General features: G+C 46.6%; 30 protein-coding genes. 20 read left to right on the forward strand and 10 right to left on the reverse strand.

What is annotated here, in order from left to right; translation table 11 throughout:
• Positions 1–168 precede the first annotated feature (168 nt).
• Both D3H65_RS32085 and D3H65_RS32090 read left to right on the forward strand, forming a co-directional pair.
• On the forward strand, positions 169–573 hold the full coding sequence (locus D3H65_RS32085; protein WP_119054223.1) for a hypothetical protein: 405 nt from the start codon (positions 169–171) through the stop codon (positions 571–573).
• Entirely contained in the window at positions 566–1,183 is a 618-nt protein-coding gene (locus D3H65_RS32090) for a SprT-like domain-containing protein (protein ID WP_119054224.1), read from the forward strand. Before D3H65_RS32085 ends, D3H65_RS32090 begins: the two co-directional genes overlap by 8 nt.
• A 152-nt stretch (positions 1,184–1,335) precedes the next feature.
• Here the strand turns inward: D3H65_RS32090 and D3H65_RS32095 are convergent, their stop codons facing one another.
• The gene (locus D3H65_RS32095; protein WP_119054225.1) at positions 1,336–1,821 is read right to left on the reverse strand and encodes a GNAT family N-acetyltransferase; all 486 of its coding nucleotides are present in this window, start codon (positions 1,819–1,821) and stop codon (positions 1,336–1,338) included.
• 357 nt (positions 1,822–2,178) lie between these two features.
• Between D3H65_RS32095 and D3H65_RS32100 the strand changes: the two genes are divergently transcribed.
• Positions 2,179–2,661 (forward strand): hypothetical protein, encoded by a 483-nt coding sequence (locus D3H65_RS32100; RefSeq protein ID WP_119054226.1) that lies wholly within the window; start codon positions 2,179–2,181, stop codon positions 2,659–2,661.
• 204 nt (positions 2,662–2,865) lie between these two features.
• Here D3H65_RS32100 and sucC read toward each other — a convergent pair whose 3' ends face one another.
• Complete coding sequence (sucC, locus tag D3H65_RS32105; RefSeq protein WP_119054735.1) at positions 2,866–4,077, reverse strand: ADP-forming succinate--CoA ligase subunit beta; 1,212 nt, start codon at positions 4,075–4,077, stop codon at positions 2,866–2,868.
• A gap of 161 nt (positions 4,078–4,238) precedes the next feature.
• Between sucC and D3H65_RS32110 the strand changes: the two genes are divergently transcribed.
• The 3 genes from D3H65_RS32110 to D3H65_RS32120 all read left to right on the forward strand — a co-directional run bounded on the left by D3H65_RS32110 (position 4,239) and on the right by D3H65_RS32120 (position 8,243).
• Positions 4,239–5,069, forward strand: a complete 831-nt coding sequence (locus D3H65_RS32110; RefSeq protein ID WP_119054227.1) for a hypothetical protein — start codon at positions 4,239–4,241, stop codon at positions 5,067–5,069.
• 89 nt (positions 5,070–5,158) lie between these two features.
• A complete protein-coding gene (locus D3H65_RS32115) occupies positions 5,159–5,980 on the forward strand; it encodes a purine-nucleoside phosphorylase (protein WP_211345583.1) in 822 nt (273 codons plus the stop codon).
• Between the two features lie 163 nt (positions 5,981–6,143).
• Complete coding sequence (locus D3H65_RS32120) at positions 6,144–8,243, forward strand: putative porin (RefSeq protein WP_162915914.1); 2,100 nt, start codon at positions 6,144–6,146, stop codon at positions 8,241–8,243.
• On the opposite strand, the gene D3H65_RS32125 is transcribed toward D3H65_RS32120, so the two are convergent.
• A complete protein-coding gene (locus D3H65_RS32125) occupies positions 8,240–8,815 on the reverse strand; it encodes a cupin domain-containing protein (RefSeq protein ID WP_162915915.1) in 576 nt (191 codons plus the stop codon). The genes D3H65_RS32120 and D3H65_RS32125 overlap by 4 nt on opposite strands.
• A gap of 172 nt (positions 8,816–8,987) precedes the next feature.
• On the opposite strand from D3H65_RS32125, the gene D3H65_RS32130 reads away from it, so the two are divergent.
• The 6 genes from D3H65_RS32130 (at position 8,988) to D3H65_RS32155 (ending at position 12,435) form a co-directional block, all read left to right on the forward strand.
• The gene (locus tag D3H65_RS32130; RefSeq protein WP_162915916.1) at positions 8,988–9,479 is read left to right on the forward strand and encodes a lipocalin family protein; all 492 of its coding nucleotides are present in this window, start codon (positions 8,988–8,990) and stop codon (positions 9,477–9,479) included.
• Positions 9,480–9,601: 122 nt separating this feature from the next.
• Positions 9,602–9,949, forward strand: coding sequence for an HYC_CC_PP family protein (locus D3H65_RS33615; RefSeq protein ID WP_449406365.1), 348 nt, complete (start codon positions 9,602–9,604; stop codon positions 9,947–9,949).
• 131 nt (positions 9,950–10,080) lie between these two features.
• Positions 10,081–10,473 carry a heavy-metal-associated domain-containing protein gene (locus D3H65_RS32140; protein WP_245999642.1) on the forward strand — a complete coding sequence of 131 codons (393 nt, stop codon included), beginning with the start codon at positions 10,081–10,083 and terminating at the stop codon, positions 10,471–10,473.
• A 20-nt stretch (positions 10,474–10,493) separates the two neighbouring features.
• Positions 10,494–11,039, forward strand: coding sequence for a heavy-metal-associated domain-containing protein (locus D3H65_RS32145; protein WP_119054232.1), 546 nt, complete (start codon positions 10,494–10,496; stop codon positions 11,037–11,039).
• Positions 11,040–11,115: 76 nt separating this feature from the next.
• Positions 11,116–11,598 carry a peroxiredoxin family protein gene (locus tag D3H65_RS32150; RefSeq protein WP_119054233.1) on the forward strand — a complete coding sequence of 161 codons (483 nt, stop codon included), beginning with the start codon at positions 11,116–11,118 and terminating at the stop codon, positions 11,596–11,598.
• Positions 11,599–11,610: 12 nt separating this feature from the next.
• Complete coding sequence (locus D3H65_RS32155; RefSeq protein WP_119054234.1) at positions 11,611–12,435, forward strand: hypothetical protein; 825 nt, start codon at positions 11,611–11,613, stop codon at positions 12,433–12,435.
• Between the two features lie 401 nt (positions 12,436–12,836).
• Here D3H65_RS32155 and D3H65_RS32160 read toward each other — a convergent pair whose 3' ends face one another.
• Positions 12,837–13,175: a response regulator gene (locus D3H65_RS32160; protein ID WP_119054235.1), complete on the reverse strand. Its 339-nt coding sequence runs from the start codon at positions 13,173–13,175 to the stop codon at positions 12,837–12,839.
• 151 nt (positions 13,176–13,326) lie between these two features.
• On the opposite strand from D3H65_RS32160, the gene D3H65_RS32165 reads away from it, so the two are divergent.
• Genes D3H65_RS32165 through D3H65_RS32175 form a run of 3 tightly spaced genes read left to right on the forward strand, consistent with a single transcriptional unit; the run spans position 13,327 to position 14,358 of the window.
• Positions 13,327–13,563 carry a YtxH domain-containing protein gene (locus tag D3H65_RS32165; protein WP_119054236.1) on the forward strand — a complete coding sequence of 79 codons (237 nt, stop codon included), beginning with the start codon at positions 13,327–13,329 and terminating at the stop codon, positions 13,561–13,563.
• Between the two features lie 35 nt (positions 13,564–13,598).
• Complete coding sequence (locus D3H65_RS32170) at positions 13,599–13,970, forward strand: hypothetical protein (protein WP_119054237.1); 372 nt, start codon at positions 13,599–13,601, stop codon at positions 13,968–13,970.
• Positions 13,963–14,358 (forward strand): hypothetical protein, encoded by a 396-nt coding sequence (locus D3H65_RS32175; protein WP_119054238.1) that lies wholly within the window; start codon positions 13,963–13,965, stop codon positions 14,356–14,358. Before D3H65_RS32170 ends, D3H65_RS32175 begins: the two co-directional genes overlap by 8 nt.
• Here D3H65_RS32175 and D3H65_RS32180 read toward each other — a convergent pair.
• Entirely contained in the window at positions 14,345–14,776 is a 432-nt protein-coding gene (locus D3H65_RS32180; protein WP_119054239.1) for a response regulator, read from the reverse strand. The two genes, D3H65_RS32175 and D3H65_RS32180, sit on opposite strands and share 14 nt — an antisense overlap.
• Before the next feature lie 320 nt (positions 14,777–15,096).
• On the opposite strand from D3H65_RS32180, the gene D3H65_RS32185 reads away from it, so the two are divergent.
• Positions 15,097–15,501: a hypothetical protein gene (locus D3H65_RS32185; RefSeq protein ID WP_119054240.1), complete on the forward strand. Its 405-nt coding sequence runs from the start codon at positions 15,097–15,099 to the stop codon at positions 15,499–15,501.
• Between the two features lie 147 nt (positions 15,502–15,648).
• Here the strand turns inward: D3H65_RS32185 and D3H65_RS33470 are convergent, their stop codons facing one another.
• The 4 genes from D3H65_RS33470 to D3H65_RS32205 all read right to left on the reverse strand — a co-directional run bounded on the left by D3H65_RS33470 (position 15,649) and on the right by D3H65_RS32205 (position 18,718).
• Positions 15,649–15,819: a DUF1328 domain-containing protein gene (locus tag D3H65_RS33470; RefSeq protein ID WP_119054241.1), complete on the reverse strand. Its 171-nt coding sequence runs from the start codon at positions 15,817–15,819 to the stop codon at positions 15,649–15,651.
• Positions 15,820–15,839: 20 nt separating this feature from the next.
• Entirely contained in the window at positions 15,840–16,058 is a 219-nt protein-coding gene (locus tag D3H65_RS32195) for a hypothetical protein (RefSeq protein ID WP_119054242.1), read from the reverse strand.
• A gap of 143 nt (positions 16,059–16,201) precedes the next feature.
• The gene (locus D3H65_RS32200; RefSeq protein WP_119054243.1) at positions 16,202–17,713 is read right to left on the reverse strand and encodes an alpha-amylase; all 1,512 of its coding nucleotides are present in this window, start codon (positions 17,711–17,713) and stop codon (positions 16,202–16,204) included.
• Between the two features lie 9 nt (positions 17,714–17,722).
• Positions 17,723–18,718 carry a Gfo/Idh/MocA family protein gene (locus D3H65_RS32205; protein WP_119054244.1) on the reverse strand — a complete coding sequence of 332 codons (996 nt, stop codon included), beginning with the start codon at positions 18,716–18,718 and terminating at the stop codon, positions 17,723–17,725.
• Between the two features lie 188 nt (positions 18,719–18,906).
• Between D3H65_RS32205 and D3H65_RS32210 the strand changes: the two genes are divergently transcribed.
• Positions 18,907–19,746: a glucose 1-dehydrogenase gene (locus D3H65_RS32210; RefSeq protein ID WP_119054245.1), complete on the forward strand. Its 840-nt coding sequence runs from the start codon at positions 18,907–18,909 to the stop codon at positions 19,744–19,746.
• A gap of 9 nt (positions 19,747–19,755) precedes the next feature.
• Here D3H65_RS32210 and D3H65_RS32215 read toward each other — a convergent pair whose 3' ends face one another.
• Positions 19,756–21,156: a sensor histidine kinase gene (locus tag D3H65_RS32215; protein ID WP_162915917.1), complete on the reverse strand. Its 1,401-nt coding sequence runs from the start codon at positions 21,154–21,156 to the stop codon at positions 19,756–19,758.
• Between the two features lie 174 nt (positions 21,157–21,330).
• Between D3H65_RS32215 and rpoN the strand changes: the two genes are divergently transcribed.
• The 3 genes from rpoN (at position 21,331) to D3H65_RS32230 (ending at position 25,861) form a co-directional block, all read left to right on the forward strand.
• Positions 21,331–22,743, forward strand: a complete 1,413-nt coding sequence (gene rpoN, locus D3H65_RS32220) for an RNA polymerase factor sigma-54 (protein ID WP_119054247.1) — start codon at positions 21,331–21,333, stop codon at positions 22,741–22,743.
• Between the two features lie 73 nt (positions 22,744–22,816).
• Positions 22,817–24,295 carry a sigma-54-dependent transcriptional regulator gene (locus D3H65_RS32225; protein WP_119054248.1) on the forward strand — a complete coding sequence of 493 codons (1,479 nt, stop codon included), beginning with the start codon at positions 22,817–22,819 and terminating at the stop codon, positions 24,293–24,295.
• A gap of 9 nt (positions 24,296–24,304) precedes the next feature.
• The gene (locus D3H65_RS32230) at positions 24,305–25,861 is read left to right on the forward strand and encodes a sensor histidine kinase (RefSeq protein ID WP_119054249.1); all 1,557 of its coding nucleotides are present in this window, start codon (positions 24,305–24,307) and stop codon (positions 25,859–25,861) included.
• Positions 25,862–25,865: the final 4 nt, after the last annotated feature.

Raw genomic sequence — 25,865 nt, forward strand, 5'->3', positions numbered from 1 at the left:
GATGTTGACTTCTAATTGGTTGACAAGGGTTTCTATTGCCTCTATACCTGCGGACCAGGTACCCGATGGGCCCTGGATAATGCATATAGTGTTGGAGTCCATATTTTGTATTCTTCTGTCTTCTGTCTCCAGTATGCTGTATTCTTTTCTCTTCGTAAATTTGCCTCCATGGAGCTACAAACCGCATCGAGGAATTTTTTACCTATTACCGTTATCTTTCTCATTACCAATGCTTTTTTCATCTTCGGTCGTCCCTTGTTGGCCAAATGGGGTGTGGACACCGATGTATTGATCATTGGGAATCTTCTGCTGGTCCTGCTCACAGTCTTCTCCTTTTACCAACACAACCGGGCTTTGCGTAATAAGAACCTCCACGCTTTCCTGCGGTTGCTCAAAGGCAGTATGCTGATCAAAATGGGCGTATGCGGGGTGGCCGCCCTTATCTATATCCTGGTTGCCGGCAAAGGTGTAAACACCGGCGGTGTGCTGGGTTTTATGTTATTGTATTTTGTATATACCCTCACCGAAGCGGCTATTGTGATGAAACTTAGCAAGCAGAACAAGAATGCCTAAACAGGAAGCGCCATTGGATTACCTGCGCCGGTTTATCCCCGAAGCGGCGGTTTTGAAAGTACTGGACTACCTCCGGCAATACAACGTACACCTCACAATAACCCAGGAACGCAAGACCGTACTGGGGGATTACCGGCACGCCACCCAATACAAAGCACACCGCATCAGTGTCAATGGCAACCTCAATCCCTATGCCTTTCTCATCACCCTGGTGCATGAACTGGCCCACCTGGTCACTTTTACCCAATACGCCAATCGTGTGCAGGCCCATGGTAAAGAATGGAAAACCCTGTATGCCTTATTGTTAGCTGAGTTTCTGAAAGAAGGCATTTTTCCGGCCGATATTCAGCAGGCCCTCCTGCAGTCCATGCACGATCTGCCGGCCAGTAGTTGTGCCGATGAAGGCCTGATGCGCGTACTGAAGCGATACGACCGCAACAATGGGATGGTGTTGATAGAAGATGTACCCGAAGGCCAGTTGTTTGATATAGGAGAGGGGAGGATCTTCAAAAAAGGAAAGAAACTACGCAAGCGTTATCAATGCCTGGAAGTGAAGACTGGTAAAATGTACCTGTTCAGTCCCATCTACGAAGTGAAACTGGCTTCATGAGCCGGCAATCGGCAGTCGACAATCGGCAATGATCCGTAGACTTTGGAGTTACTTTATTTTAATGGGATCGGCCTCCTGTATTCACTCGTAGCCTTGTCCCGACGGAGCGGTAGTGAGGTCGGGATCGCAGCTCACCGCTCGTAGCTTGCATTTCACAGCTTCTTCAGCATCCAGATATCACATCCAAAATGACCCGTATTGCCCAGCGGCCCAGGAAGGTATTGAAAGCCAAACTTTTCATAAACACTGACCGCTTTCCGGAGTTCAGGCATCGTTTCCAGGTATACCTGCCTGTATCCTGCTTCCCGTGCAAAGTCCAATGCTTTATCAATGAGTAGTTTTCCCAGGCCCAGGCCCCTTGCTGCAGGCAGGAGGTACATTTTTACCAGTTCACAAGTGCCTTCCGGTAAGCCATCAGATGGAAAAATACCTGCGCCACCCATGAGCTGGTCGTTCACGATGGCCACATAATAAATACTGCCGGGTGTTTGGAACAGCGTATGCAAAGCGTCGGTGGTGCTGTCGTAATAAACAGTGCCGGGGTGATTGGCGCCAAATTCGGTGAGGGTATTGCGAATGATGATGGCCAGGGCCGCGTTGTCGGCCGGTTCAATAGTCCTGATCTGTACGGGCTGCATGCCGCGAAGATACAAACGGCAATCCTGAATTGGTAATCGGCAATGATTCGCAGGAGTTACTTTTCGGGGTGAAACCAGCGTCCTGTATTAGCTCGCCGCTTGTATTCCTAGCTAATCAATGCCATAATACCGTAGAGGAGCACATAGCTAACGAAGAGGACACCAAAGAAGAGTTTGATAGGGTTTTTCATAAACGGCAAACGATTAACGGTTGAAAAATGAATGTATGTCCGTTCCTAACGAAAATTCTGTGCCAGGTATTTTGTGGAAGCCAATAAATACTTTTTTCAGCGATCATGGAAGTTATTGCTAATATATTCCTGAAAAATATCAATTGATTTTCTACCTTGTAGTACCATGCGTTCATTGCTTTTTATACTGCTTATCATGAGTGTGGATGCCGAAGCCCAACTGCCCCGCAATACGCTGGACCAATACGAATATGCCCAGGAAATTACCCTCAATGCCCCCGATTCATTACTAAAGCAAAGGGCCCGGAATTTTTTCCGGCAGCCTTTCATCATACACTGGGATTCCGTGGCATTTGTGGAAGCGGCGCATACCGGCAAGGGACATATTATGATGCGTATCAATCATTGGTTCTCCGGCTTCACTGTGCCCATCGCTTTGACACTGGAAATTGAGGTAAAGGATAATGGATACCGGTATTCCATTCGTCACCTCGAAGCCGATAAAAAGAACAGCATCTACCTGTTTCCCCTGGAGCAAAAGCCCGAAGCCGTCAACTCAGTAGTATACGAACAGTTGCTGCAAAAGACCCAGCGTTATATCGGCTCCACCATCAGCATGCTCAAACGCTTCATGCAAGGCGATTTATGATCCTTCTGGTGTGTCGAACGAAGCGAAGCGGAGTGAGAAATCCCGCAAAGCGGGACAAGTACTGCTTGCGAGTCGGGCGGTCCTTTTGCTTCGACAGCAGATTTCTCCCTGCGGTCGAAATGACAACAAAGGAAGATCAACAACAAAAAGGGCCGCTGAAATCTCAGCGACCCAATAATCTATAATTAATAATCAGTAATCAAACTACGCGATCGCTTTACCCACCAGGGCAGCCGCTTCACTCAGCAGGATAGCACTCTGCACTTTCAGACCACTTTCTTCAATCAGCTTCTTGGCCTCATCAGCATTCGTACCCTGTAAACGTACAATGATCGGTACTTCAATATTGCCAATAGATTTGTAAGCGTCAATAACACCCTGCGCTACCCGGTCACAGCGTACAATACCACCGAAGATATTGATGAGAATGGCTTTTACTTTGGGGTCCTTCAGGATGATGCGGAAGCCGGCTTCTACCGTAGTAGCATTGGCAGTACCGCCTACGTCCAGGAAGTTGGCAGGCTCACCACCGCTCAGCTTGATCATATCCATGGTAGCCATGGCCAGACCAGCGCCGTTTACCATACAACCTACGTTGCCGTCCAGCTTCACAAAGTTGAGGTTGTATTTACCAGCTTCTACTTCTGTAGGATCTTCTTCACTGATATCACGCATTGCTTCCAGGTCGGGATGACGCATGAGCGCGTTATCGTCCAGGTTCATCTTACAGTCCACAGCGATGATCTTTTCATCGGCCGTCTTGAACAAGGGGTTGATCTCCAGCATGCTGCAATCCAATCCCACATAAGCATTGTATAAATTGGTAACAAACTTTACGCAGTTCTTGAAGGCTTCCCCTTTCAGTTGAAGGTTGAAGGCAATCTTACGTGCCTGGAAACCCTGCAGGCCACCACCGGGGTGAACCCACTCTTTGAATATCTTTTCAGGCGTGTTGTGCGCTACTTCTTCAATGTCCATACCACCTTCTGTACTGTACATGATCACATTCTGGCCACGACCGCGGTCGAGCAGGATGGATAAGTAAAATTCTTTGATGGGGTTGGGGCCGGGATAGTATACATCCTGGGCTACCAGTACTTTGCTCACCAGCTTACCGGCAGGACCGGTTTGAATGGTTTCCAGTACACCACCCAGTATATTGGAAGCGATCTGCTTGATCTCTTCTGCACTTTTACCTACAGCCACACCACGCTGCTCCGTACCGCGGATCTTTCCTTTACCGCGTCCGCCGGCATGGATCTGGGCTTTCACCACAGCGAAACTATTGCCATACTGTACTTTAAGATTCTTATAAGCTTCTTCGGCTGCATCAGCCCTGTCTACCGGGATACCTTCCTGTACCGGTACATTGTATTTCTTCAGTAACTCTTTAGCCTGGTATTCGTGGAGATTCATGCAGGAATAATTTTGGGCGAATTTAAGGAGGAAAGCCCAGAAATTAGAATGAAGTATTTGGTTTAGCCAATTTACCCATTGAAACACAGGATTATATAATTCCCAGAGGCCGTCTGCCAACTCAGTTGCTGTGAATAAATTCTTCTCTACCTTCATTCTCTATGTACAGATTACTCATTTTGATCATATTCCTCACTGCTTGCAGCTCTTCCCAGAAGATCGTCATTCCCGCCCGTCCGGCCGAGGCCATCAATGGGACCGATTTTTACAAGAAAGTGATCCCCCTTACCCGCGAAGAGCGCGAAAGCATCGTAGTAAAGGAAGTCTTATCAGGCAATATCCCGTCCTTCCTCAAATACTTTGTGCGCATTGCCACCGAAGCGACCGATTCCCTGGGCATCATCCATAAAGCCGTTTATTATGTGTCTCCTGACTACCTGTCCGTGGGCAGCAATGCCGATTTTGCCCGCATTCCCCTCACCCCCGTGGCTGCCCAAAAGATCGCAGATGGCCTGCACTGTTTTTTGCCTACCCGCAAAATGGTCAATGATATTTACCGGCAATCAGTAGTAAAACTGGAGCCTATTCCTTTGTACCAATACCGCGACAGCGCCCTGATGTTCTGGCAGCACCACCTGATGATCGAAGGCCAGCGGAAGTTGCGCCGGGGCCTTATCGCCGGCATCAAAAAGGATGTGGTGATATCCGGTAAAATATCCCGCGATCCCAAGCCCCACCGGGTAGCGATCTATGGCTGGCATACGCCTGAGGGCAAGCCCATTCAACCCCTGTATACCGGTCATGTGGATTGGTATGTCGATTACAGCCATGGCATCCGGCTGGTTTACAGCAAGATCAAGGTTGATGGCCGGTGGATGGAGTATGAGGAGATTTTAAAGAACCCACTACTGAAGGGGCTCTTGTGTGATGAAGAATACTGCGATTTCTATAAATATGAATGGGAAGAGGTCCGTAAGTCCGTAAGTCAGTAAGTCCGTTAAAACATCTTTCGGTCTTCCGGACTTCCGGACTTTTCTGTCTTTCGGACTTTTCCGTCTTTCCAACTATCTTCGCGCACATTATGGCTGATATTATCCAACAGTTACAGGAAACCACCGCATTCATCCGGAACCTTTACCCTCATATACCCCAGGCTGGTATTGTACTGGGCAGTGGTCTTGGCAATTTTGCCCGCGAGATGAAAGTGGAGAAAGAGATTCCCTACAGCGACATACCCCATTTCCCCGTATCCACAGTAGAAGGCCATTCCGGCAAGCTGATATTTGGCGAGCTGTCTGGCAAGAAGGTAGTGGCAATGGCAGGTCGTTTTCACTTTTATGAAGGTTATACTCCCGGGCAGGTCACGTACCCCATCCGGGTGATGAAGTTCCTGGGCATACAGCACCTGCTGGTGTCTAACGCTGCCGGTGGAGTGAATCCGGGCTTTAGAGTAGGCGATCTGATGCTGATCACCGATCACATCAGCCTGGCCATTGTAAATCCACTGTTGGGTAAGAACCATAGTGAACTGGGTCCCCGCTTTCCCGATATGAGTGAGCCTTATAGCAAGGACTTGCAAAAGAAGGTCAAAGCTATTGCGGCTTCCCTGCAGGTAACTTTGCGGGAGGGTGTTTACTTCGGTGTTACTGGTCCTACTTTTGAGACAAGGGCCGAATACAAAATGATCCATGCATTGGGCGGTGATGCAGTAGGCATGAGTACCGTGCAGGAAGTGATCATTGCCATACATATGGGATTGCCGGTGGTAGCCATCAGCATCATTACCGACCTGGGTATTCGCGAAGAGGACAATGTGATCACACACCAGGAGGTATTGGAAGCCGCTGCCGCAGCAGAGCCCAAACTGTCGGCCATCTTTAAGCAACTAGTAGCTGAGTTATAACGGAAAGTAAAGTGAAGGTGATTCGTATCAAAGGAGCGTCAGGAGCGGCTGTTCGCTCGCAGCTCGTAGCTCATAGCTCGCAGCTGTTTTCACAAGATTAACTTTTGTTTTACCGGTTCGCCGGTTTTAATCAGTAATTTGTTTCCCTAATTTTAAGGCACCAGTGTTGAGGATTTTTTATATACTTTTTGGAATAGTCTTGTTATCGGCCGGCTTTGTAACAACTGCATCTGCCCAGCGCGGAGCTATTGACAGGCTCAGGAGTATGGGGGGCAATATGGGTGGCGGAGGCAAGGGCGGCGATAGCGTAGCCCACCGTACCGGGTTGGAAGATTCCATTACCATTCACTTCCGCTTCCTCGATTCCAGCGGCCTGCGCAATTTCGATTCTACTCTTTACGATTTTACCAAAAAAGTACCTTTGCCCTGGTACCACCAGCACCTGGGTAACCTGGGCAATGCTTCCCGGAGCCTGTTGTTTACACCCATTATGCAATCCGGCTGGGACCATGGTTTTCATGCTTACGACAATTATATGTTTACCGTAGCGGAAACCCGCTTCTTCAATACTACCCGCCCTTATACCGAGTTGAATTACCTGCTGGGCTCAAGGTCCGAGCAGATGATCAACATTGTACATACACAGAATGTAGGCCCCCTCCTCAACCTGGGCATTCAATACCGCCTCATCAATTCGCCTGGCCTGTTCCAGAATGCCAATACCAACCACAACAATTACCGGTTTACCTCCTGGTACCAATCTAAAAATAAACGTTACCAGAATTTCATTGTACTGCTGGGCAATAAGCTCCAGTCCGGTGAGAACGGAGGGATCAAGACCGATACCAATTACCTGGACCTGGTTGGGTATGAAGAGCGGTCCAGCGTACCTACCCAATTGGGCACCGCACAGGTAAACAGCCGGAATTTCTTTACCACCAATATCGGTACAGGTACCTTTTTTACCACTGCCACCTACCTCATGCGGCAGCAATATGACCTGGGACAGAAAGACTCTATCGTAACCGATTCAACAGTAATTCCCCTTTTCTATCCACGGTTAAGGCTGGAGCATACCATTAGTTACAGCACCTATAATTACCGGTTCAAGGACAACCAGGTGGTAGACAGCGCCTGGTACAAGAATAATTACGGGATCGATGTAAAAGCTCCCCGGGATACTTTTATGATACGGGATTACTGGCGTGAGCTGGTCAATGATTTTTCTGTTTACCAGTTTCCCGATGCAAAGAATGCCCAGCAATTTGTGAAAGTGGGCGCCTCGTTGCAAATGCTGAGTAGCACTTTTTATTCACCCCCAATAAAAAACATCAGTCCGATCCTGTTCCTGCAAAACCTGGCAAATGGTGTTGATATGACAGGCCAGATATCTACCAATGCCCACAATTTCTTTTTACATGGTGAATACCGCAATCGTACCCGCAATAAGAAGTGGGATATTGAAGCCAGTGGAAAGTTTTATGTAAATGGACTTAATGCGGGTGATTATGATGCTTATATAAGCCTGCAGCGTTTCCTGGGGCAGCGGATCGGTTACCTGCGGGCAGCCTTTCAGAATACCAACCGTACCCCTTCCTTTATCTATGATCAGGCCAGTAGCTTTTACCTGCCAGCTGCTACACCGCTCACCTTTAAGAAAGAGAACATCACGAATATCTTCGCTACCCTCGATATGCCCAGGTATGGTTTGAAGCTTTCCGGTAGTTATTACCTGGTCACCAACCTTACCTATTTTAAGTCGAGGTACCAGCCGGAGCAGTTTTCTTCCCTCTTCAACCTGCTGCGGGTAACCGGCGAAAAGCAGTTCAAGTTGGGCCGGCGGGGTTGGAACTGGAGAACATGGGTCATCTTACAGCAGCGGGCCGGAGATGGACCGGTAAATGTACCCCTGATCACCACACGCAATATGATCGGGTATGATGGCAACCTCGGCTTCAAGAACCTGGCCATCAGTTTTGGCCTGGAAGCCAAATACTTTACAGCCTATAAAGCGCCTGCTTATTCACCGTTAATAGGTCAATACTATTTCCAGGATACTGTTAATGTGAAATTGCGGACCCCTGAAATGAGTCTCTATATGCACTTCCGTATTAAGAGTTTCAATGCGTATGTGCGTGCAGAAAACCTCAATACCTTCAATGTTTCCAAAGGCGGGTTTACCAAAAACAATATACCTACCATTAACTATCCCTATCCCGGCTTACAAATACGGGTAGGTATCTTCTGGAGTTTTGTGAACTAAGCGAATGTCGCCTTGCTCTTTCCAGCTGGCTTGTTCCAATACTTGTATTCCAATAATTTCAATATCCCTTTCTTCCGGGCACGTTTGGCGCGGTATAATAAATACGGTGTGATGAAGGCCAGGAATCCCGTGAGCCGTGTATTGCCGAGGTCAAGCAAGAGCGCCAGGTGATCCAGCTTTTGGGGAATACCGCTCTTATTGGTCAGGCCATCGCTGGCCAGTCCATATCCAATGGCTACACATTTTTCAAATTCGGTGGAACCTGGTGTGAGTTTCACCAGGAAGCGGATAGGTGTAGGGCCGGCATTGTAAAAACGGTGCAGCTGGTTGATCTCCGCCACCGTTGTTTCCCCTGGTTTCAGGTGTAGCTGTCTTTTCTTAAGACCAATGCTCAACGTGCCTTCCAGCGCAGTAAACTCTTCATTAAAGCTGGTGTGGTAATGCAGGTCATTGCCGCCTCCGGCTTCCAGGGCTACTTCCAACAGGGTATAAGCGCCATTTGTTTCCTGGCTGCTTTCCAATAAAGTCACTTTATCCTTAATAAGCGGATTTTCAAATACTCTTTTTTCCATGGCATATAAATTGGAAGCTAAAGTAGCAGCAGTACAGGGTTGGGTAAAGGCCATATGGTACCATGTGCAGGAAAGGGTACATGAATTGCAAATACTTAATGTTCAGTTGCTTGCCAGTTTGGAGCATTATTTGCATATTGTTCTGTAATTTCACTTACGAAAAATGATAAATATGAAAAACAAAGGCATGCTGTCAGTTACAGCGTTTTCTCTCTTGTTAGTTGTTATGAGTGCCTGCTCTACCAGCAGGGTAGCCAATCCGGATGGTGGTAAAAATGTAAAAATCAGTGGAACCTGGACGGTCCAGGATATAGACTTTGAAGGTATTACCGGCAAGGTAAAGGTTTCCGTGTTTGATGATGCACCTTACACTTGTTTTATTGGCAGCCAATGGAACCTGATAGCCAGTGGCAATGGTTCTTATACCCTCCCTTCGGGCCAGGATTGTAATGCCGGCGAAAGGACCATATTCTGGGGCGTACAAACGGAGAATGGCGTACCCACTTTTATGTTTAAAAAGATGCCAGGTGGTGTAAAGCCCGCCAAAATAACCGACGGTTATAAATTGACCGTAAAATCAGTTACTGCCAATAGCCTGGTATTGCAGGATGATATCAATTTTGAAGGTAAAACCGTGTATATCAATTATCACCTGACCAAATAATAAGTGGATTTTATGTTAAAACGGGCTTGCTGTGGTAAGCCCGTTTTCCTTTTCAGAAAATACACCCTACATTTGTAACAGTAATGAAAAAGGCCATCATCGCCATATTAGCCGTTCTGTATATGACCATCGCCAGTGGGGTGGTGGTTAATGTGCATTACTGTATGGGGCGTCTTGCCTCCGTAGAATACGGATATGATGACCATGATGTTTGTGGAAAGTGCGGCATGAGCGCCACCAAAAAGGGCTGCTGCCACACAGAATACAAATTCGTAAAACTGCAGGATGAACACCAGCTGGCCCAGGCCCAGGTACATTTCCTGGAACTGCCTGCTGAGGCTCCTGTACAAGTTTCCCTTTTTCAATTACCACTTTCCGGCGAGGATCAATATCTCTCCCTTCAGTACCATTCTCCACCCGATCCCCGCCTCAATCATGTCTACCTTAGTAATTGCGTTTTCAGAATTTGATGAATGCCACGGCAATTGTGAAGCTGGCTAACCAGGCAGCGTATTAAAATTATTACGTCCTCATTGCCGACTGTCGATTGCTGATTATCGAGTGCCGACTTCTAATTCATCAATTAAACAAATTAATCATCATGAAAACGCAATCAATCGTTCTCTCCTTCTTATTTATAGTATTCTCTGCATTCAGCGTAAGCGCTCAAAAGAAAGATCCCACTCAGAAAAAAGAAACCCTGAAAGTATGGGGCGAGTGCGGCATGTGTAAAAAGACGATCGAAAAGGCTGCTAAGGATTCAGGCGCTACTACCGCTAATTGGGATACAGAAAGCAAGAAACTCACCATTACCTACAGTACCGCCAAAACCAGCAACGAGAAGATCCAGCAAGCTATTGCCGCTGCCGGTTATGATACCCGCGACCTGACAGCCAATAATGAAGCTTATGACAAGCTGCATGAATGCTGCAAGTATGATCGCAAAGCAGCCGCCGCCAGGGAGGAGAAAAAAGAACCCGCGCAACACCATTAATCACCTCAAAGCAGTTGACAATGAAAAAAACGATCATTACACTGCTGGTGGTACTGGTCAGTATTGCCGGCAGGGCACAATTTAAAAGTGCCAACCTACAGGCTGCAGGACTTACCTGCGCCATGTGTACCAAGGCTATCAATAAAGCACTGGAAAAAGTACCTTTCGTACAGGATGTAAAAGTGGACATCAAATCTTCTTCCTTCCAGATCAATTTCAAGGAAGGCGTGCCGGTTGACTTTGATGTGATGAAGAAAGCCGTGGAAGATGCCGGCTTTTCTGTAGCCAAACTAAAGGTAACCGGTGTGTTTGATAAAGTGGATGTACAGAATGATGCCCATGTACAGATCGATGGTAAAACCTTTCATTTCCTGGGTGTCAACAAGCAAACCCTGCAAGGGGAGAAGGCCATTACCCTGGTTGATAAAGATTTTGTGAGTGCGAAGGAATACAAGAAATACAGTGCTGCCACCAGCATGGCTTGTATTAAGACCGGCAAAGCACAAAACTGTTGCACCAAAGAAGGTATCGCTGCCGACAGCCGTATTTACCACGTAACAATCTGATTAACGTACGCCTGCCAGGGTGAGCCGCTCCGCCAACCGGCGGGCTAACGGCCCACCCTGGTTATAAATTTATTGCATGAAACAATTATTATTTGCTGGTCTGCTGCTGCTGGCAGCCAATACCCTGGTGCAGGCTCAACCTAAAAAGGGAGAGCAGGCGCCTGATATCTCCATTCCCAATGCCCAGGGCAAAACCGTCAAGCTTTCCTCCCTGAAGGGCAAGGTAGTATTGATCGACTTCTGGGCTTCCTGGTGCGGTCCCTGCCGCAAGGCGATGCCCGGCCTGCGTACCAATTATGCTGCCTTTAAAGCAAAGGGATTTGAAATTTATGGGGTAAGCCTGGATGAGAATAAAAATGCCTGGAAGAAAGCCGTGGCAGCCGATCAGATCACGTGGATACAAGTGAACGAACCGGGCGGATGGGAAAGCCACACGGCCAGGGCCTGGAACATTGAGCAATTGCCATCAGCCTTCCTGCTGGACAAGCAAGGGAAGATTGTAGCCACAGATCCTACAGAAGCTCAATTAAAAGCATTGCTGCAAACCATGTTACCTTAAAACCGGTTGTGTATGAAACAAGTAATTACCATGATATCGGTGTTGCTGGTATCGGCAGCTGGCTATGCGCAGGAATTATATCCGTATACAGAACCTGCCTCCAATATGCCGAGCAAGTCCATCAGCGCCAAGTGGGCTACCAAATTATTGAAGAGTGAACACAATGACCGCGTAGAGCAACGGCAGACCCCCGAGGTCATGTTTGGCCTTAATAAAAACTGGATGGTGCATGTGGCTGGCACCTTTTCCGACATGTATTCCTCCAACCTGCGGTGGGAGAGTGTACGCCTGTATGCCAAATACCGCTTTCTTTCGATCGATGATGTACACAAGCATTTCCGGTTAGCCGCTTTTGGTGAAGTTACCCATAGTGTGAATGATGCTTATTACGAAGAAGTGGCATTGGATGGTGACCAGAGCGGTGTCATGGGCGGCATTGTGGCGACACAATTGTGGCAGAAGCTGGCCGTGTCAGGTTCTCTCAGCTATGCCCAGGTGACCACCAAAAAGCCCAAATACATTGAGGACTCCTATCCCTGGCAGGCATTGAACTATACCTTGTCTGCGGGCTACCTGGTATTGCCACGGGAATACACCAGCTATCGCCAAACCAACCTCAACCTCTATGTAGAGCTGCTGGGGCAGCGTACCCTCGACAGGAAGCAATATTATATAGACCTGGCGCCTGCTGTGCAGCTTATTTTCAACAGCAATGCCAAGTTGAACATAGGGCATCGCTTCCAGCTCAACAGTGATATGCACCGGATGGCAGAAAAAAGCTGGCTGATAAGCTTTGAATATGTATTCCTGAACGCCCTGAAGAAACGGGGATTCTGATGCTAAAGGGTTCATAACCATACCTTACCATGACTTTCCGGTTATACGACCGGCGCTCCGGGGGCGCCGGTTCTTTTTTGCAATGTATTAATTGCACTGGCTTTTTCAGGTATGGCAAGCCTTACCCCTCTAATCATGCTGATACTGTGCCTGTTATAGCAATGGTCAGAATCACCCATCATAAGCCCTAATTGCACTGCCCTGCACATCCCAGTGCAATTCCTAGAGCTACGCAGTGCAATTACTTCCCTTATTGGGAACGGAAAACCGGCTATGTGAAAAGATCTGACAGGCACTCCATAAAATCCCTGTTAACTACTTTTGATCCCAATAATAGCTATGTCCCCAACCAGCGCACATGCGGGGATTTTTAGGGGCAAGGTGGACGATGAATTGAGTCCTTACAATGTATCCAGGTCGGCGAAGGAAATGGGCTTGATCAACACTTCATAAGAAAATCCGGGGATATTGGGAAAAGTAGGTGGGTAACCACTCATGAGGAATAAACGCAGGGATGGATTTACATGCAGAAAACTTTCTACTTTGCTCCATCCAATGCCATCGGGCAGGTTGTTGTCCAGGAACAGGATATCCGGGTGAATAAGCTGCATCTCTGCGAACCCTTCCTGTAAGGTGGCTGCGCTATATACATCGTAGTTTTTTTTGACAAAATAGGATTTCATCAGTAAACATAGATCAGCTTCGTCATCAATGATCAGTATCTTCTTTTTGTTTGCCAATACAGGTGATTAAGGTTTCACTAATAACGTATTGTATCGAAAAAAAGTGCCGGACATTTGTGGGGATTCTTTTCCCCGATTCAGTCATTCTCTACGGGCGGCATCCTTTTTACTAATATAAACATCATTCTATCATTTAAAATTATTCAAAATGACTACAACAACAAAAGTATTATTGGGCATCGTAGGCGCCGCCGCTGCCGGAGTAGTGATCGGTATGTTAGTAGCTCCTGATAAAGGTAGTGAGTTGAGAAAAAAGATCAAGAGTAATTGTAATGACTGGGCCAGCAGTTTGTCTGACCTGTTTGCAGCAGGTAAGGAAAAAGCCGAAGACCTTGCTCAAGAAGCCGGTAATAAATACAACCGGGTAAAAGAAAACCTTGGCTAAGTACAGGTGTACCATTCCTTAAAAAAAGACCAGCTATGCGGCAGAAAACAGAGGATATACAATACTCAGAGGTGAAAGACGCCAATACCAGTGATAACCTGGCCGATAATGTGATGGACTTCCTTGAAACTTATTATAAGCTTACACTGGTGAATGTGACCGACAAGGTGTCGGGTGTGGCATCTTCAGTAGTAACCTTTATGGCTATTTTTATCATTGGCATTTTTGTGATCCTTTTTATAGGCCTTGCATTGGGCACCTGGCTGGGCCAGCTGCTCAATAGCACCATCGCAGGATATTTCCTGGTAGCTGGTCTTTTTTTATTGATCATGTTGTTAATATGGGTGTTCCGTAAAAAGCTCATGACAGGATTCAGGAACTTTATTATCCGCAAAGTGTATGAATAAACCGGTGATCAAATCATATGAAGACCTGCTGCAGGAACAGGATCGTTTGCGCAAACAACTCAATACACAAAAGGCAGAACTGAATGGCAGGATCAGGGAAGTGAAAGAAAAGCTGGCTCCTGTAGGAACCATTATATCTGCCATCGGAGGCATCAGTGCCATGGGTGCTAAGAACCCGATGATCAAGTCGGGGATCGGCCTGGCAGTAGATATGTTCCTGAAAGGACGTTTATTCAGGAAGAGCGGCCTGGTAACGGGTATACTGGGTAGTTTCCTGGTACGTAATGTGGCTACTAAGGTAGCAGCAGGGGCTGCAGGCGCCCTGATCGGCACCCTCATCAAAAAGTTCACCCACCGGAAACCGGGGAAACCTGCTATGCAGGAATAGAGGCTGTATTGAGCCAATAACTCCTGATCTCCTGGATCACCCGCACCAAAGCATCAAAGCTTACGGGTTTTACCACATAAGTATTGGCGCCGAGTTCATAACAACGCCTGATCTCGTTTTCGTTCTTGGTAGTGGTAAATATAATAACCGGAATTTTCTTCAATTCCGGATGTTGTTTGATCTCCTTCAAGACTTCCCTTCCATCTTTTTTCGGCATATTCAGATCGAGCAAAATAAATCCCGGATACAGGATATCCAGTGTTTTTTTATGCATGATCCCCGAGAGGTATTCGATCAATTCTATGCCATTTTCCACAAATTCAAGGGTATCTGTAAAGCCATTTTCCTCGAAGGCCGTTTGTAGTAAAAAACGGTCATCTGCATCATCTTCAGCGATGAGGATAAAGGGTTTCTGCATAGCGGTGGTGATACATTTTACGCAAATGTAGAAAACTGCGTGCTAACCCCCTTAAAAATCAACAAATTCCTGCTCAATTTTATATGGAAGGGCGGAGTGTTTTCGGAAAATACGGTACTTCCCGGCAGTCCCGCAGCCACCTCATCATTCCTGTAGCATAAAGGCCCCGTTTTCACGACAGGAAATGCCTCCTGGGGGACAACCGGCCCCGGTATGGGAGATGTTTCCCCGTCGCCGGGAAAGACTGCAGAGGGTATGGTTTTTTTGACCTTTAATGGAGGAAACAGGAATGTAAATCTTTAATCATTAATTGTTTTTTTATGAGTATAAAAGATCCAAAAACAAAAGGAAAACATGATTCGACCGGTAATACGGGGACTCATGAAAAGAGCGGTTATCAACAGGCGGATCAGCAGGATAAGAAGAAGAAGGCTTTTGACGAAGGCATGTCGAATAATTCCAATACCCAGACAGGAACGGCCCACAGTGGCTATGACGAGAAGAATCCTAAACACCCCGGCGGTAAGCAGCAGCAAGGACCCAAAGTGACAAATGACGAGAATACGATCACAAATAGCCAGGAACAAAACAAAGTGGATGAGGAACCTGTAGATGAGCGCTCCGGCAATTCTGCTGAACGAACCGATCCGGAAATTGACTCTCCTATTCCGGACGCAGAAAAAACAGAGAAGAAAATACCTACTATGAAAGGAGGGGCTTTATAACCCCGGTGATAGATACGATAAGTTTTCGCGGCGGACGTTGATTTGGTTGTTTTAACCCGGTAGCATGGCTACCGGGTTTTTTGTTGTGGCAAGGGCACAAAAAAAGTGCAGTGGGGGGCCACTGCACTTTTTTTAAGCTTCTTCTATCTACTTCGCATTTCGCGTCTGTCTTCTATTTACCACAGAAGCTATAAATAAAAAAGTAAAGATGAAAAATAAGATCTTAGCAATTGTTGGATCTCCTCCCATCATTCCTCCAAATCCACATAAGGACGCAATTAGCGCCATAATCAGGAAAATCTCTGACCACCGTAGCATAACCGTTGATTTAAATTGTTTTACAATGGATCAAAATCCTTCGCTTTAAACAGTGGTTCCATAAATAAGGGCAACTTTCTTTTTTCTGGTTCTTCTATAGCTGCTGGTTTATTCAAGGTTACCGGAAAGACACTTTGATCCGTTTCTTGTTTGTGTTTCCTTGCAGGTTCTACACTTTCTTTGAAAAATAGTTTAGTGCGATGTCTTTGCCGGCGTAGAGCGATATTCTTTGTTTCCATGAGTTATAATTGAGTATAACAAATGTCAAAAAACTAATGCCCGTTCATATTACCGGTTCAGACATATCAATGTGGATCACATTCCACAAAATTTTGTGCAACATGCCCCATTGATGATTAACATCCAATTAGCAAAAAAGAACTTAAAGGTTAAGGTGCTGCTGTATAAGAGCGGCAGCTTCCTCCAGTATCCAAACAGAAACGGAAGCGCCGTTGACAAGGAATTCTACTTTGCCATGCTCATCTGCTGTGAGCTTTTCTGATCGATTACCGGTGATGTCGGTAAAAGTTTTGTGAGCGAAACGATTTCCCAGCTCCATGACCTTATTCCCTTCACTTCCGTTGCTTAGTAATACAGCACAACCGGAAAATTCTCTATCATCAGTTCCTCTCCTTATCCAGCCTACGGTATTAGGATGATCGAAATAATCGTACTCTTCACCATAGGAAAGCAATTGACGTACCAAAAGCATGCTTTCCAAAGCTGGGACTGGTACTATTTCAATGGGGATCTTCTCTTCACCTTTCTGTACCTCGTATTTAGCGCCATACAGATGGGGGAAAAAAACACAGGGAAATCCCTTGACTCTTAAAAGGATAAGTGCATAAGCGAGTGGCTGGAACCAAAAATCAACATAGGATTCTAATGATTGACCGGGCTGACTGTCGTGGTTGTCGACAAATGTGAAGCTGCTCTCAGGCAATTCTTTCAACACGGTGTTATCAAAGATACTGCGAAGATCGTAATTGTTTTTAATCTGTGCCGCATCAAAAAAGTTAAAATGCAACGGAACATCATACATTAGTGATTGCTTGCCCAGGGCATTACAATAATTGATGATTGCCTCTGTTTTATTGCTCCAGTATTCTGCTACACAAAAGAAATCCTTCTGGAACTTATCTTTCAGGAAGTGCAGCCATTCCTGGAAAAAGCGGTAGTTGATATGTTTTACTGCATCCAGCCGAAAGCCATCGATATTGGTAGTTTCGATATACCAGGCGCCCCATTTCTTAACTTCTTCTCTTACAAAGGGATTTCTAAAATCAATATCGGCCCCCATGAGGTAATCAAAATTTCCCATTTCATCGTCCAGCATCTGGTCCCAGCCATCACCCATATTGTGCTGGATGAGGAATATCCTTTCCCGGTTATCTATCATTTCACTTACCCCGGTAAATGATTCTTTGTCCCATATAAAATTTGAATATTTACCGCCTCTGCCGGGGAAGGTAAATTTAGTATGGGCTTCTATTTCCACTACCTGGTCGGCCATTTCCTTTCGGTTTTCGGTATTTACTTCACGGGCTCCCATCTTCTCTGTTTCATCCCCGCCGTGTTTGTGGTTAAGTACAATGTCGGCAATGGCCTGCAGCTGATGTTCGTGAAGGGCATTTATGCAGTCAATATATTGTTGTTTGGTGCCATGCCTGGTGCGCACGGTAGCCTGCTGGTCAAATTCACCCAGGTCAAAAAGATCATACACTGCATAGCCCGGCTCCCAGGTGCCGCGGGCCGATTTATAGGCGGGTGGCAGCCATACATGGGTGATGCCCAGTTTTGCCAGCCAGGCAGCCTGTTCTTTGCAATGGTTCCAAAGGTTACCATCATCGGGATATTCCCAATGGAAAAACTGAAACATGGTAGGGTTGTTCATATGCTTATTTTATTTTTTATCTGCCGGATAGGTGATATGTGTTTGCCGCCGGATAGCATCCAGGGTAGCCATCAGGTCGAGACTGAACTGGTGGCAAAGCTTATCGCTGTATAATTTGCCCTGCTTTATACAATGGTATACTTCTTCTGCTTCATATTGCAATCCATGGCCTTCCCATTCGCAGGGATATTCTATTTGAGAACCATCATAAATGGTGACCGTGATCCTGTCTGGTCTTTCATTCCAGGGGGTAGCAATGTGAATGCGGCCCGTTTCACCATAAATGGTAGCTGTTCGTTCGGTTTGGGTAACCAGTGATGATTCGATGAGGGCGTAACCCTGGTTGCCATAACTGAATACCGCTGCACAGGATTCATCTATGTGCTGATCTGATAACCGGGCCGTGGCTTTTATCATAGTTGGTTTACCCAACAGGAGGTGTGTCAGAAAGACGGGATAGATACCCAGGTCGAGCAGGGAACCACCACCCAGCGATGGGTTGAAGTAGCGGCTCTCCGGGTCATGGGGAGCTTTATAGCTCATGTCGGCTTTCAGGGAGATGATCTTGCCGATGGCCTTGCTTTCTAACAGGGATAATACTTTCCCAATGCTGGGGAGAAAACGGATCCACATGCCCTCCATTAAAAAGGTTTGGTTTTTAGTGGCAGCATCGACCATTTCATTGACTTCTCTGCTATTCATGGCCAATGGCTTTTCACAAAGCACGGGTAACTTATGTTGCAGGCAGCGCAAGGTTTCTTGATGGTGCAACGGGTGCGGTGTGGCAATGTATACGGCATCCACCCCGGCCTGCTTCACAAAATCCCCGATATCTTCGAAATACCTGGGGGCGTCTTCTTTCTCTGCAAATGCCGCTGCTTTTTCCAAACTATGGGACAATACGGCACCAATGCGGTGCCTGGCACTTTTAATTTGATCGAGGTCGTGGGCAAACTCTGTAGCTATATTGCCAGGCCCGATAATACCCCAGGTAAATGTATCCATTGGAAAGAAAGTTAAATGGGTTGTTGGGAAGGGATGGGCAACACTTATACCATTGAATGCATGGGGATTTTGATCTACATTGAATAGCTGCTGTGTTGATCAAGCGGGTAAAATAACCGGCAACAGGTTACCGGACAGGTAAGTACGCAGGGGTATAAGATTTTCATGTTTGCCAGGAAAAGCATTTTATGGCAAAGGCTGCTGCATCCAAATTAAAAAAGAAGAAGAAAAGCCTGAATAAACAGGAAGTAGTTGTGCGCCCTGGCTATCAACCTGCCGGTAAACTGGCCAATAAAGTAGCTATGATCACAGGTGGTGACAGCGGTATTGGACGGTCAGTGGCTGTATTGTTTGCCAAAGAAGGCGCAGATGTAGCCATCGTATACCATCAAAGCGATAAAGATGCCAAAGAAACAAAGGCATTGGTTGAAGCAGAAGGCAGGGTCTGTGCAACTTATAAAGGTGATATTGCCAGCGAGTCATTTTGTCGTAAAGTAGTACAGCAAGTATACAACAGGTTTGATAAACTATCCATACTGGTCAATAATGCAGGAACGCAGGAGCCTGATGATGACTTTATGGATGTGACCAGCGAACAGTTCCACCGCACTTTTGAAGTGAACATGTTCTCTTTCTATTATTGCACGCAGGAAGCGTTGAAGTTGATCGATCCGGACGGGTGTATCATCAATACGGCTTCGGTAGTTGCTTACCGGGGCAGCGAGCACCTGGTGGACTATTCCGCTACCAAAGGAGCTATTGTATCCTTTACGCGCTCACTGGCCAAAAACCTGGCGCAGGATGGCATCCGGGTAAATGCAGTAGCGCCCGGCCCCATTTGGACACCCCTGATCTTTGATACTTTTGATCAGGCGCATATCCGGCAATTTGGAAAGCAAACCCCTATGAAGCGGGCTGGTTTTCCCTATGAGGTGGCACCTGCTTATGTGTTTCTCGCCTCAGCGGATGCTTCCTATATTACAGGGCAGGTGATCCATGTGAATGGCGGAGAGGTGGTGGGTGGCTGATGGTGGTGATCAGATATTGGGAATTGGAAAATACAAGTGGAAGACAGCTCCTTCGCCTGCAACGCCCATGGCTGTGATGTTGCCGCCATGATTGATCATAATGCGCTGCACCATGGGCAGGCCAATGCCCTTGCTTTGAATAGTTGGTTGCGTTTCCAGCTTCTGGAAGAGGTAAAACATTTTATCAACGTATTTATTATCGAAGCCCATACCATTATCGGCAATGCTGATCTTGTAATACCGGGAGCCTCCCAATACGGTAAGTATTTTGTTGGTGATCTTGCTGCCGGATATAGCTTCATTGGCGATGGTGATCACGGGTGGCACTTCCTTGCGGGAGAATTTGATAGAATTATCAATCAGTTGTTCAAACAGGATGGCCAGTTGTGAAGGGATGCCTTTGATAACGGGAAGGGTATTGGTAATGATGAGTTGGGCCTGTTTAATGGTGAGCTTTTCATCAAGGTTTTCTGCCACCTTCATCAATACATAATTGAGGTCTACCTGCATGAGGGTTTCCTGGGTATTGATGAGGCTGGAATATTTTACCATATCCCGCGTGAGGCCGTGCATATGTTTGGCAGCCATATCCATTTTTCCCAGCAGCAGATTTACTTCTTCCGGTAATTCCCGGTAGCGTGTAATGACCTGGTTGGAGAAGGTTTGTATTTTCCGCAGGGGTTCCTGCAGATGATGGGAGGCGATATTGGTGAGTTGCTCCAGTTCGGCATTGGCCCGGTTAAGGATGCCCACCTGTTGCTGTAGTTGCTGCTGAAACTCCAGCCTCTTTCTAAGCTCCCGCAGAATGAAGAAAAAGGAGATGATCAAACAGGCAGCGGCAAAGATGAAAGTGGCGTAGAGGAGGTTGGGGGTATTGCGCTGACCCATTTTCTTGCGGGCATCCGGCTCCATTTTCTCACGGATCTCCATGGATTGCATTTTATCGTACAGCTGCCGGTAATCGGCCATCACTACTTTACCTTCCAACAGGCGGCGACGGAGGTTCTCTTCGTCCATATTATGAGTAGCCTTGGAGATATTGTCTTTCACCTGCCTTATCCGGTCGGCTACCAGTCCCCGCAGCCTTGCCAGGTTGGTGAGCTGGTTGTGGGCGGCGCCTGAAAAATGCCGGATGCTGTCCAGCAGACCCGGGATCTTCGCTGCATTGGAAAGACCAGGCGTAAGGAGACTGCTATCGCCGGTAAGTATAAATCCCTGTTCACTGTTGATGGCGTCTTTCAGGTAAGAGTCTACCTGCCCAAGGAGGAGCATGGTCTCGTAGTTGTGCTCAACTTCATTGGAAGCCTGCGTGGAATCCATTAACCTTTTGTAAAACAGAACAGACAAAACGGTCAAGATACCAAAGGATAATATGAATAGTGCATAGATGTATTGGAACCTGAATTTCATAGACGTAATTCCCCAAATTGTGTAAATTGTTCTACAGTTAGGCAAGGCTGCCGGAAGGGTTGTTAAAGGGTAAAATGGGCTATGAGACAGTAAAATACGGCATTTACGCATTTTTTGTGTGAAAAATTCTTTTTTGGAGTAAGGCTTGTAGTATAGAGCATACAATCTTTTCACATGATCCATCAACATCTAACACAAAAACAGCAGGTGAGGATACTTCCTCAGCAGATTCAACTGTTGAATTTGTTTCACCTGAATACGCTGGAACTGGAGCATCGTATTGAACAGGAAATTGAAGAGAATCCCTTGTTGGAGGAGACGAAGAATGATGAGAATTTATCAAAAGATGAGAAGGAGGTTGTACAGGACTTTGCCGATTGGGAAGAGTTTGGGTACGATGATATTCCGGATTACAAAGTAGAGTATGCCAACTACTTTTCCGGCGAGGATATTCCGGAAAGGCCCCTGGTGCAAATGGCCGATTTCCGCCAGCAGCTGAAAGAGCAATGCCGGCTGCTTTTATTGGGTGAGCAGGACTTTACCAGGGCCTGTTATATTATTGATTCCCTGAATGAAAGCGGCATGCTGGAGCAGAGTCTTTCTACGCTGGCAGAGGATATGTCGTTCAAGTTCGGTGAATGGATAGAAGGCCCTGCGCTGGAAGGAGTATTGAAGACGATCCAGAGCCTGGATCCACCCGGTGTAGGCGCCCGCGATATACGGGAATGCTTATTGTTGCAGCTGGAACGGATGAATACTGCGCAACCTGATGTGGCAGCGGCGCTGAAATTGATAAAGGATCACTATACGGACCTTAAAAACCGCCAGCTGGAAAAAGTGCGGGAAAGCCTGCGGCTGGACGAAGATGAGTTCAGGATCGTATTGGAGCTGGTAGCTTCTTTGCAACTGCAGCCGATCAATGTGCGGCTGGAAGAGCCGGTGGCGAAGAATTATATTATTCCTGATTTCATCATTACCGTAGAAGGAGATAATATCGAGGTGGCGCTGGCAAGGCAACGTTCTGCATCACTGCATATTAACCATGCGTGGATGGAAACTGTTAAAAGTCAGTGTGCGAAAAAAGACAAGGCGGCTGAACAGTATATGAAGAGCAAGCTACAGGCTGCAGAATGGTTTGTATCAGCTATTCAGCAACGGGAAAGTACTATGCTGAAGATCATGAAGACGATCGTAAAGTGGCAATATGACTTTTTCAAGGAAGGCGATCACCTGTTGTTAAAACCCATGATCCTGAAAAATATTGCCCAGGAGATAGGGGTGGATATTTCGACGGTATCACGTATTACGAGTAATAAATATGCAGCTACACCTTTTGGAAATATCCTGTTGAAGGATCTGTTCTCTGAAGGTATGCCGAATGTGGAAGGGGAAGTAATCAGCAACCGCATTATCCAATTTGCATTGGAAGAAGCCATTGCGGCAGAAGATAAGAAAACACCTTTCACAGATCACCAGTTGGTGGTAGTACTGGCCCGGAAGGGATATAAGATCGCCCGGAGAACGGTGGCCAAGTACAGGGAGTTGTTAAGGATCCCCACAGCACAGATGAGGGCCTTATGGCGATAGGGCATTAAAAAACAAGAAACCAATTTAATAAACCTGATTAAATACCATACTTACACCACGTAAACCCAATTATATGCCTAAAATATTAGTGATTGATGATGATCGTGACATTTGCTTCTTAATGAATAAGTTCCTTACCAAGCATGGTTACGAAACACATGAATCATACACTGCCAAAAAGGCCCTGGAATTATTGGAGCAGATCACAGATTTTGACCTTGTGTTGTGTGATTACAGGTTGGAAGGGGTAGATGGTAAAACGATGCTGCTGAAGATCAAGGAAAAATATCCATCGCTGCCGGTGATTATCATTACGGGGTATAATGACCTGAAGACGGCTGTGGATGTAATGAAAATGGGGGCTTATGATTATGTGACGAAACCCCTGTTCCCGGAGGAGATATTGAACACAATACAATCTGCTTTGAATGCTGCCCCGGTAGTGGCGCAGCCAGTGCATAGTTCGAATGGTGCTTCGCACCTGGATGACCATGGAGACAAGAAGAAGGCCTTTACGGCCAATGGCGATTATATATTTGGAACGAGTGCTGTATTTCAGCAGATCATGGACCAGATCATTCTGGTAGGACCTACTGACTATAGTGTGATCATCTATGGAGAGAGTGGCAGTGGCAAGGAAGCGATTGCGCAGGAGATCCACAAGCGCAGCAAGCGCAGCAGTTACCCTTTTGTAGCGATCGACTGCGGGGCACTTTCCAAGGAGTTGGCGGGTAGTGAACTGTTTGGTCATGAAAAAGGGGCATTTACAGGAGCTATTAACCAGAAGGCCGGCAGCTTTGAACTGGCCAATGGGGGTACGATCTTCCTGGATGAGATTGCCAATCTTTCGTACGAAATACAGGTGTCGCTGCTGCGGGTGATCCAGGAAAGAAAGATGCGCCGGGTAGGTGGGGTAAAAGATATTTCGCTGGATGTACGTATCCTGATAGCCAGCAATGAGCGGTTGTGGGATGCTGCCCAGAAGGGTAAATTCCGGGAAGACCTTTTCCACAGGTTCAATGAATTTACGATTGAAGTCCCGCCTTTGCGGCAGCGTAAAGAGGATATCATGGTATTTGCCCGTCACTTCCTGCATAAAGCCAATGAAGGGCTTAATAAGAAGATCAGGGGCTTTTCTCCGGAAGTGGAGGAGATATTCAAAAACTATGTGTGGCATGGTAACCTGCGTGAGTTGAAAAATGTGGTAAAAAGGGCGGCCCTGCTTACGGATGGTGATTATGTGGAAGACCGTAGTCTGCCATTTGAGATCAGTAATTACCGGAAATTGTTGTTTGAACACAATAATGAAGGGCCTGCTGAGGCACCTACAGCGGTAGTTCCCATCCGGGATACCATTGCTACGGCTCCTGTGAAAAAGCCTTTTAATGAGAACAGCCTCAAGGAGGCTTCGATCGACCTTGAATATGAAATGATCCTGAAAGCACTGAAAGAAACGAATTTCAATAAAAGTAAAGCTGCCCGGCTACTGAATATCGACAGGAAAACGTTGTACAATAAGATCAAGCTGTACCAGGAACTGAATAATCGCTAAACCAATACCATGACCCTTGAAGAAACCAGCCATATAAACAAGCTCAGGGAGCTGTTCAATGATACAGAGGAGTTGTTGCAATTTGGTACCTGGCAATGGGATGTGGCAACTGATAAAGTATCCTGGTCGGAGGGTATGTACCGGATAATGGGCTATGAGCAGGATGGAGCCCCGGTATTATCCGATGAATTTTACCTTAGTCATGTGCACCCCTCTGATGCCGAAGAATTGAGGCATATCCGTAGTAATGCCATTGCTACAAAAACACCTTTTGAATATACGTATCGCATTACCACGCATCAAAAGCAGCAACGGATCATCAATATCAAAATGAAATTTGTGCTGGACAAAAACGGAGAAGTGATCAAAGGGGTGGCGATCAACCGGGATGTAACAGAGAAAACGAAAATGCTGCATGACCTGATGCATTACAAACGTATTGTAGGGCAGAAGGAAGAATTCCTGAATGTGGGCAACTGGGAGTTGGAACTGGAGACTAATAAAATGACCTGGTCGGATGGAATGTACCAGTTGCTGGGCTATGGCCCGTATGACAGAAAGGATTCCATTGACCTATATGAGTTCTACCGCCTACACATGCAGCCGGAAGAGGTGAAAAAAGCCAATAACGCCATCAATGAAGTAATTACTACGGGTGAGACCTATGTGCGCTCCTCTACTCTTATTACCAGAGATGGTACGGTGAAAGCTGTGGAGGTATTTGGAAAAGTGTTGAAAGATCAGCAGGGAATAGCTGCAAAAGTGCTGGGCACAGTAAGGGATGTGACACGCCTGAAAGAATATGAACAGGAACTGGAAATAAAAGTACAGGAACTGAACCGTTCGAACCATGACCTGGAGGAATTTGCCTATGTGGCTTCGCACGACCTGCAGGAGCCCTTGCGTAAGCTGACTACTTTTGGGGAACGGTTGAAAAATAAGTGCGCTGAACAATTAAAAGATGAAGGGATCCTGTACCTGAACCGCATGATGGCTTCGGCTGAGAACATGCGGATATTGATCGATAACCTGCTGGAGTTTTCGCGGGTTACGCGATTGCAGCATTCTTTTGAACGAAAGAACCTGCAGGAGGTGGTACAGGACGCTTTGAATGACCAGGACCTGGAGGTGGAAGACGGTAGGGCCGAAGTAGAGGTACTTGACCTGCCGGAGGTGGAAATGGTAACCTCGCAAATGCGGCAGCTTTTTAATAACCTGGTGAGTAATGCGATCAAGTTCCGCCGCAAGGAAGTGCTCCCTAAGATCACGATCAAAAGTGAAAAACTTACCAAAACAGAAAAGGACAAGCTGAAATTGCGTAATGGCAACCTGTATTACCGGATCATAGTAACGGATAACGGAATAGGGTTTGAAGAAACTTATTCTGAAAAGATATTCCAGCTTTTCCAGCGATTGCATGGTAAAGCCGAATACCCGGGGTCGGGCATGGGGTTGGCCATATGCCGAAAGATCACAGATAATCATAATGGCCTGATCATGGCTGCCAGCACACCGGGGCATGGTTCTACTTTCTCTATCATACTGCCTGAAACACAAGCTCCTTAAACTA

It is taken from the genome of Paraflavitalea soli, from assembly GCF_003555545.1.
Classification (GTDB): Bacteria; Bacteroidota; Bacteroidia; order Chitinophagales; family Chitinophagaceae; genus Paraflavitalea; species Paraflavitalea soli.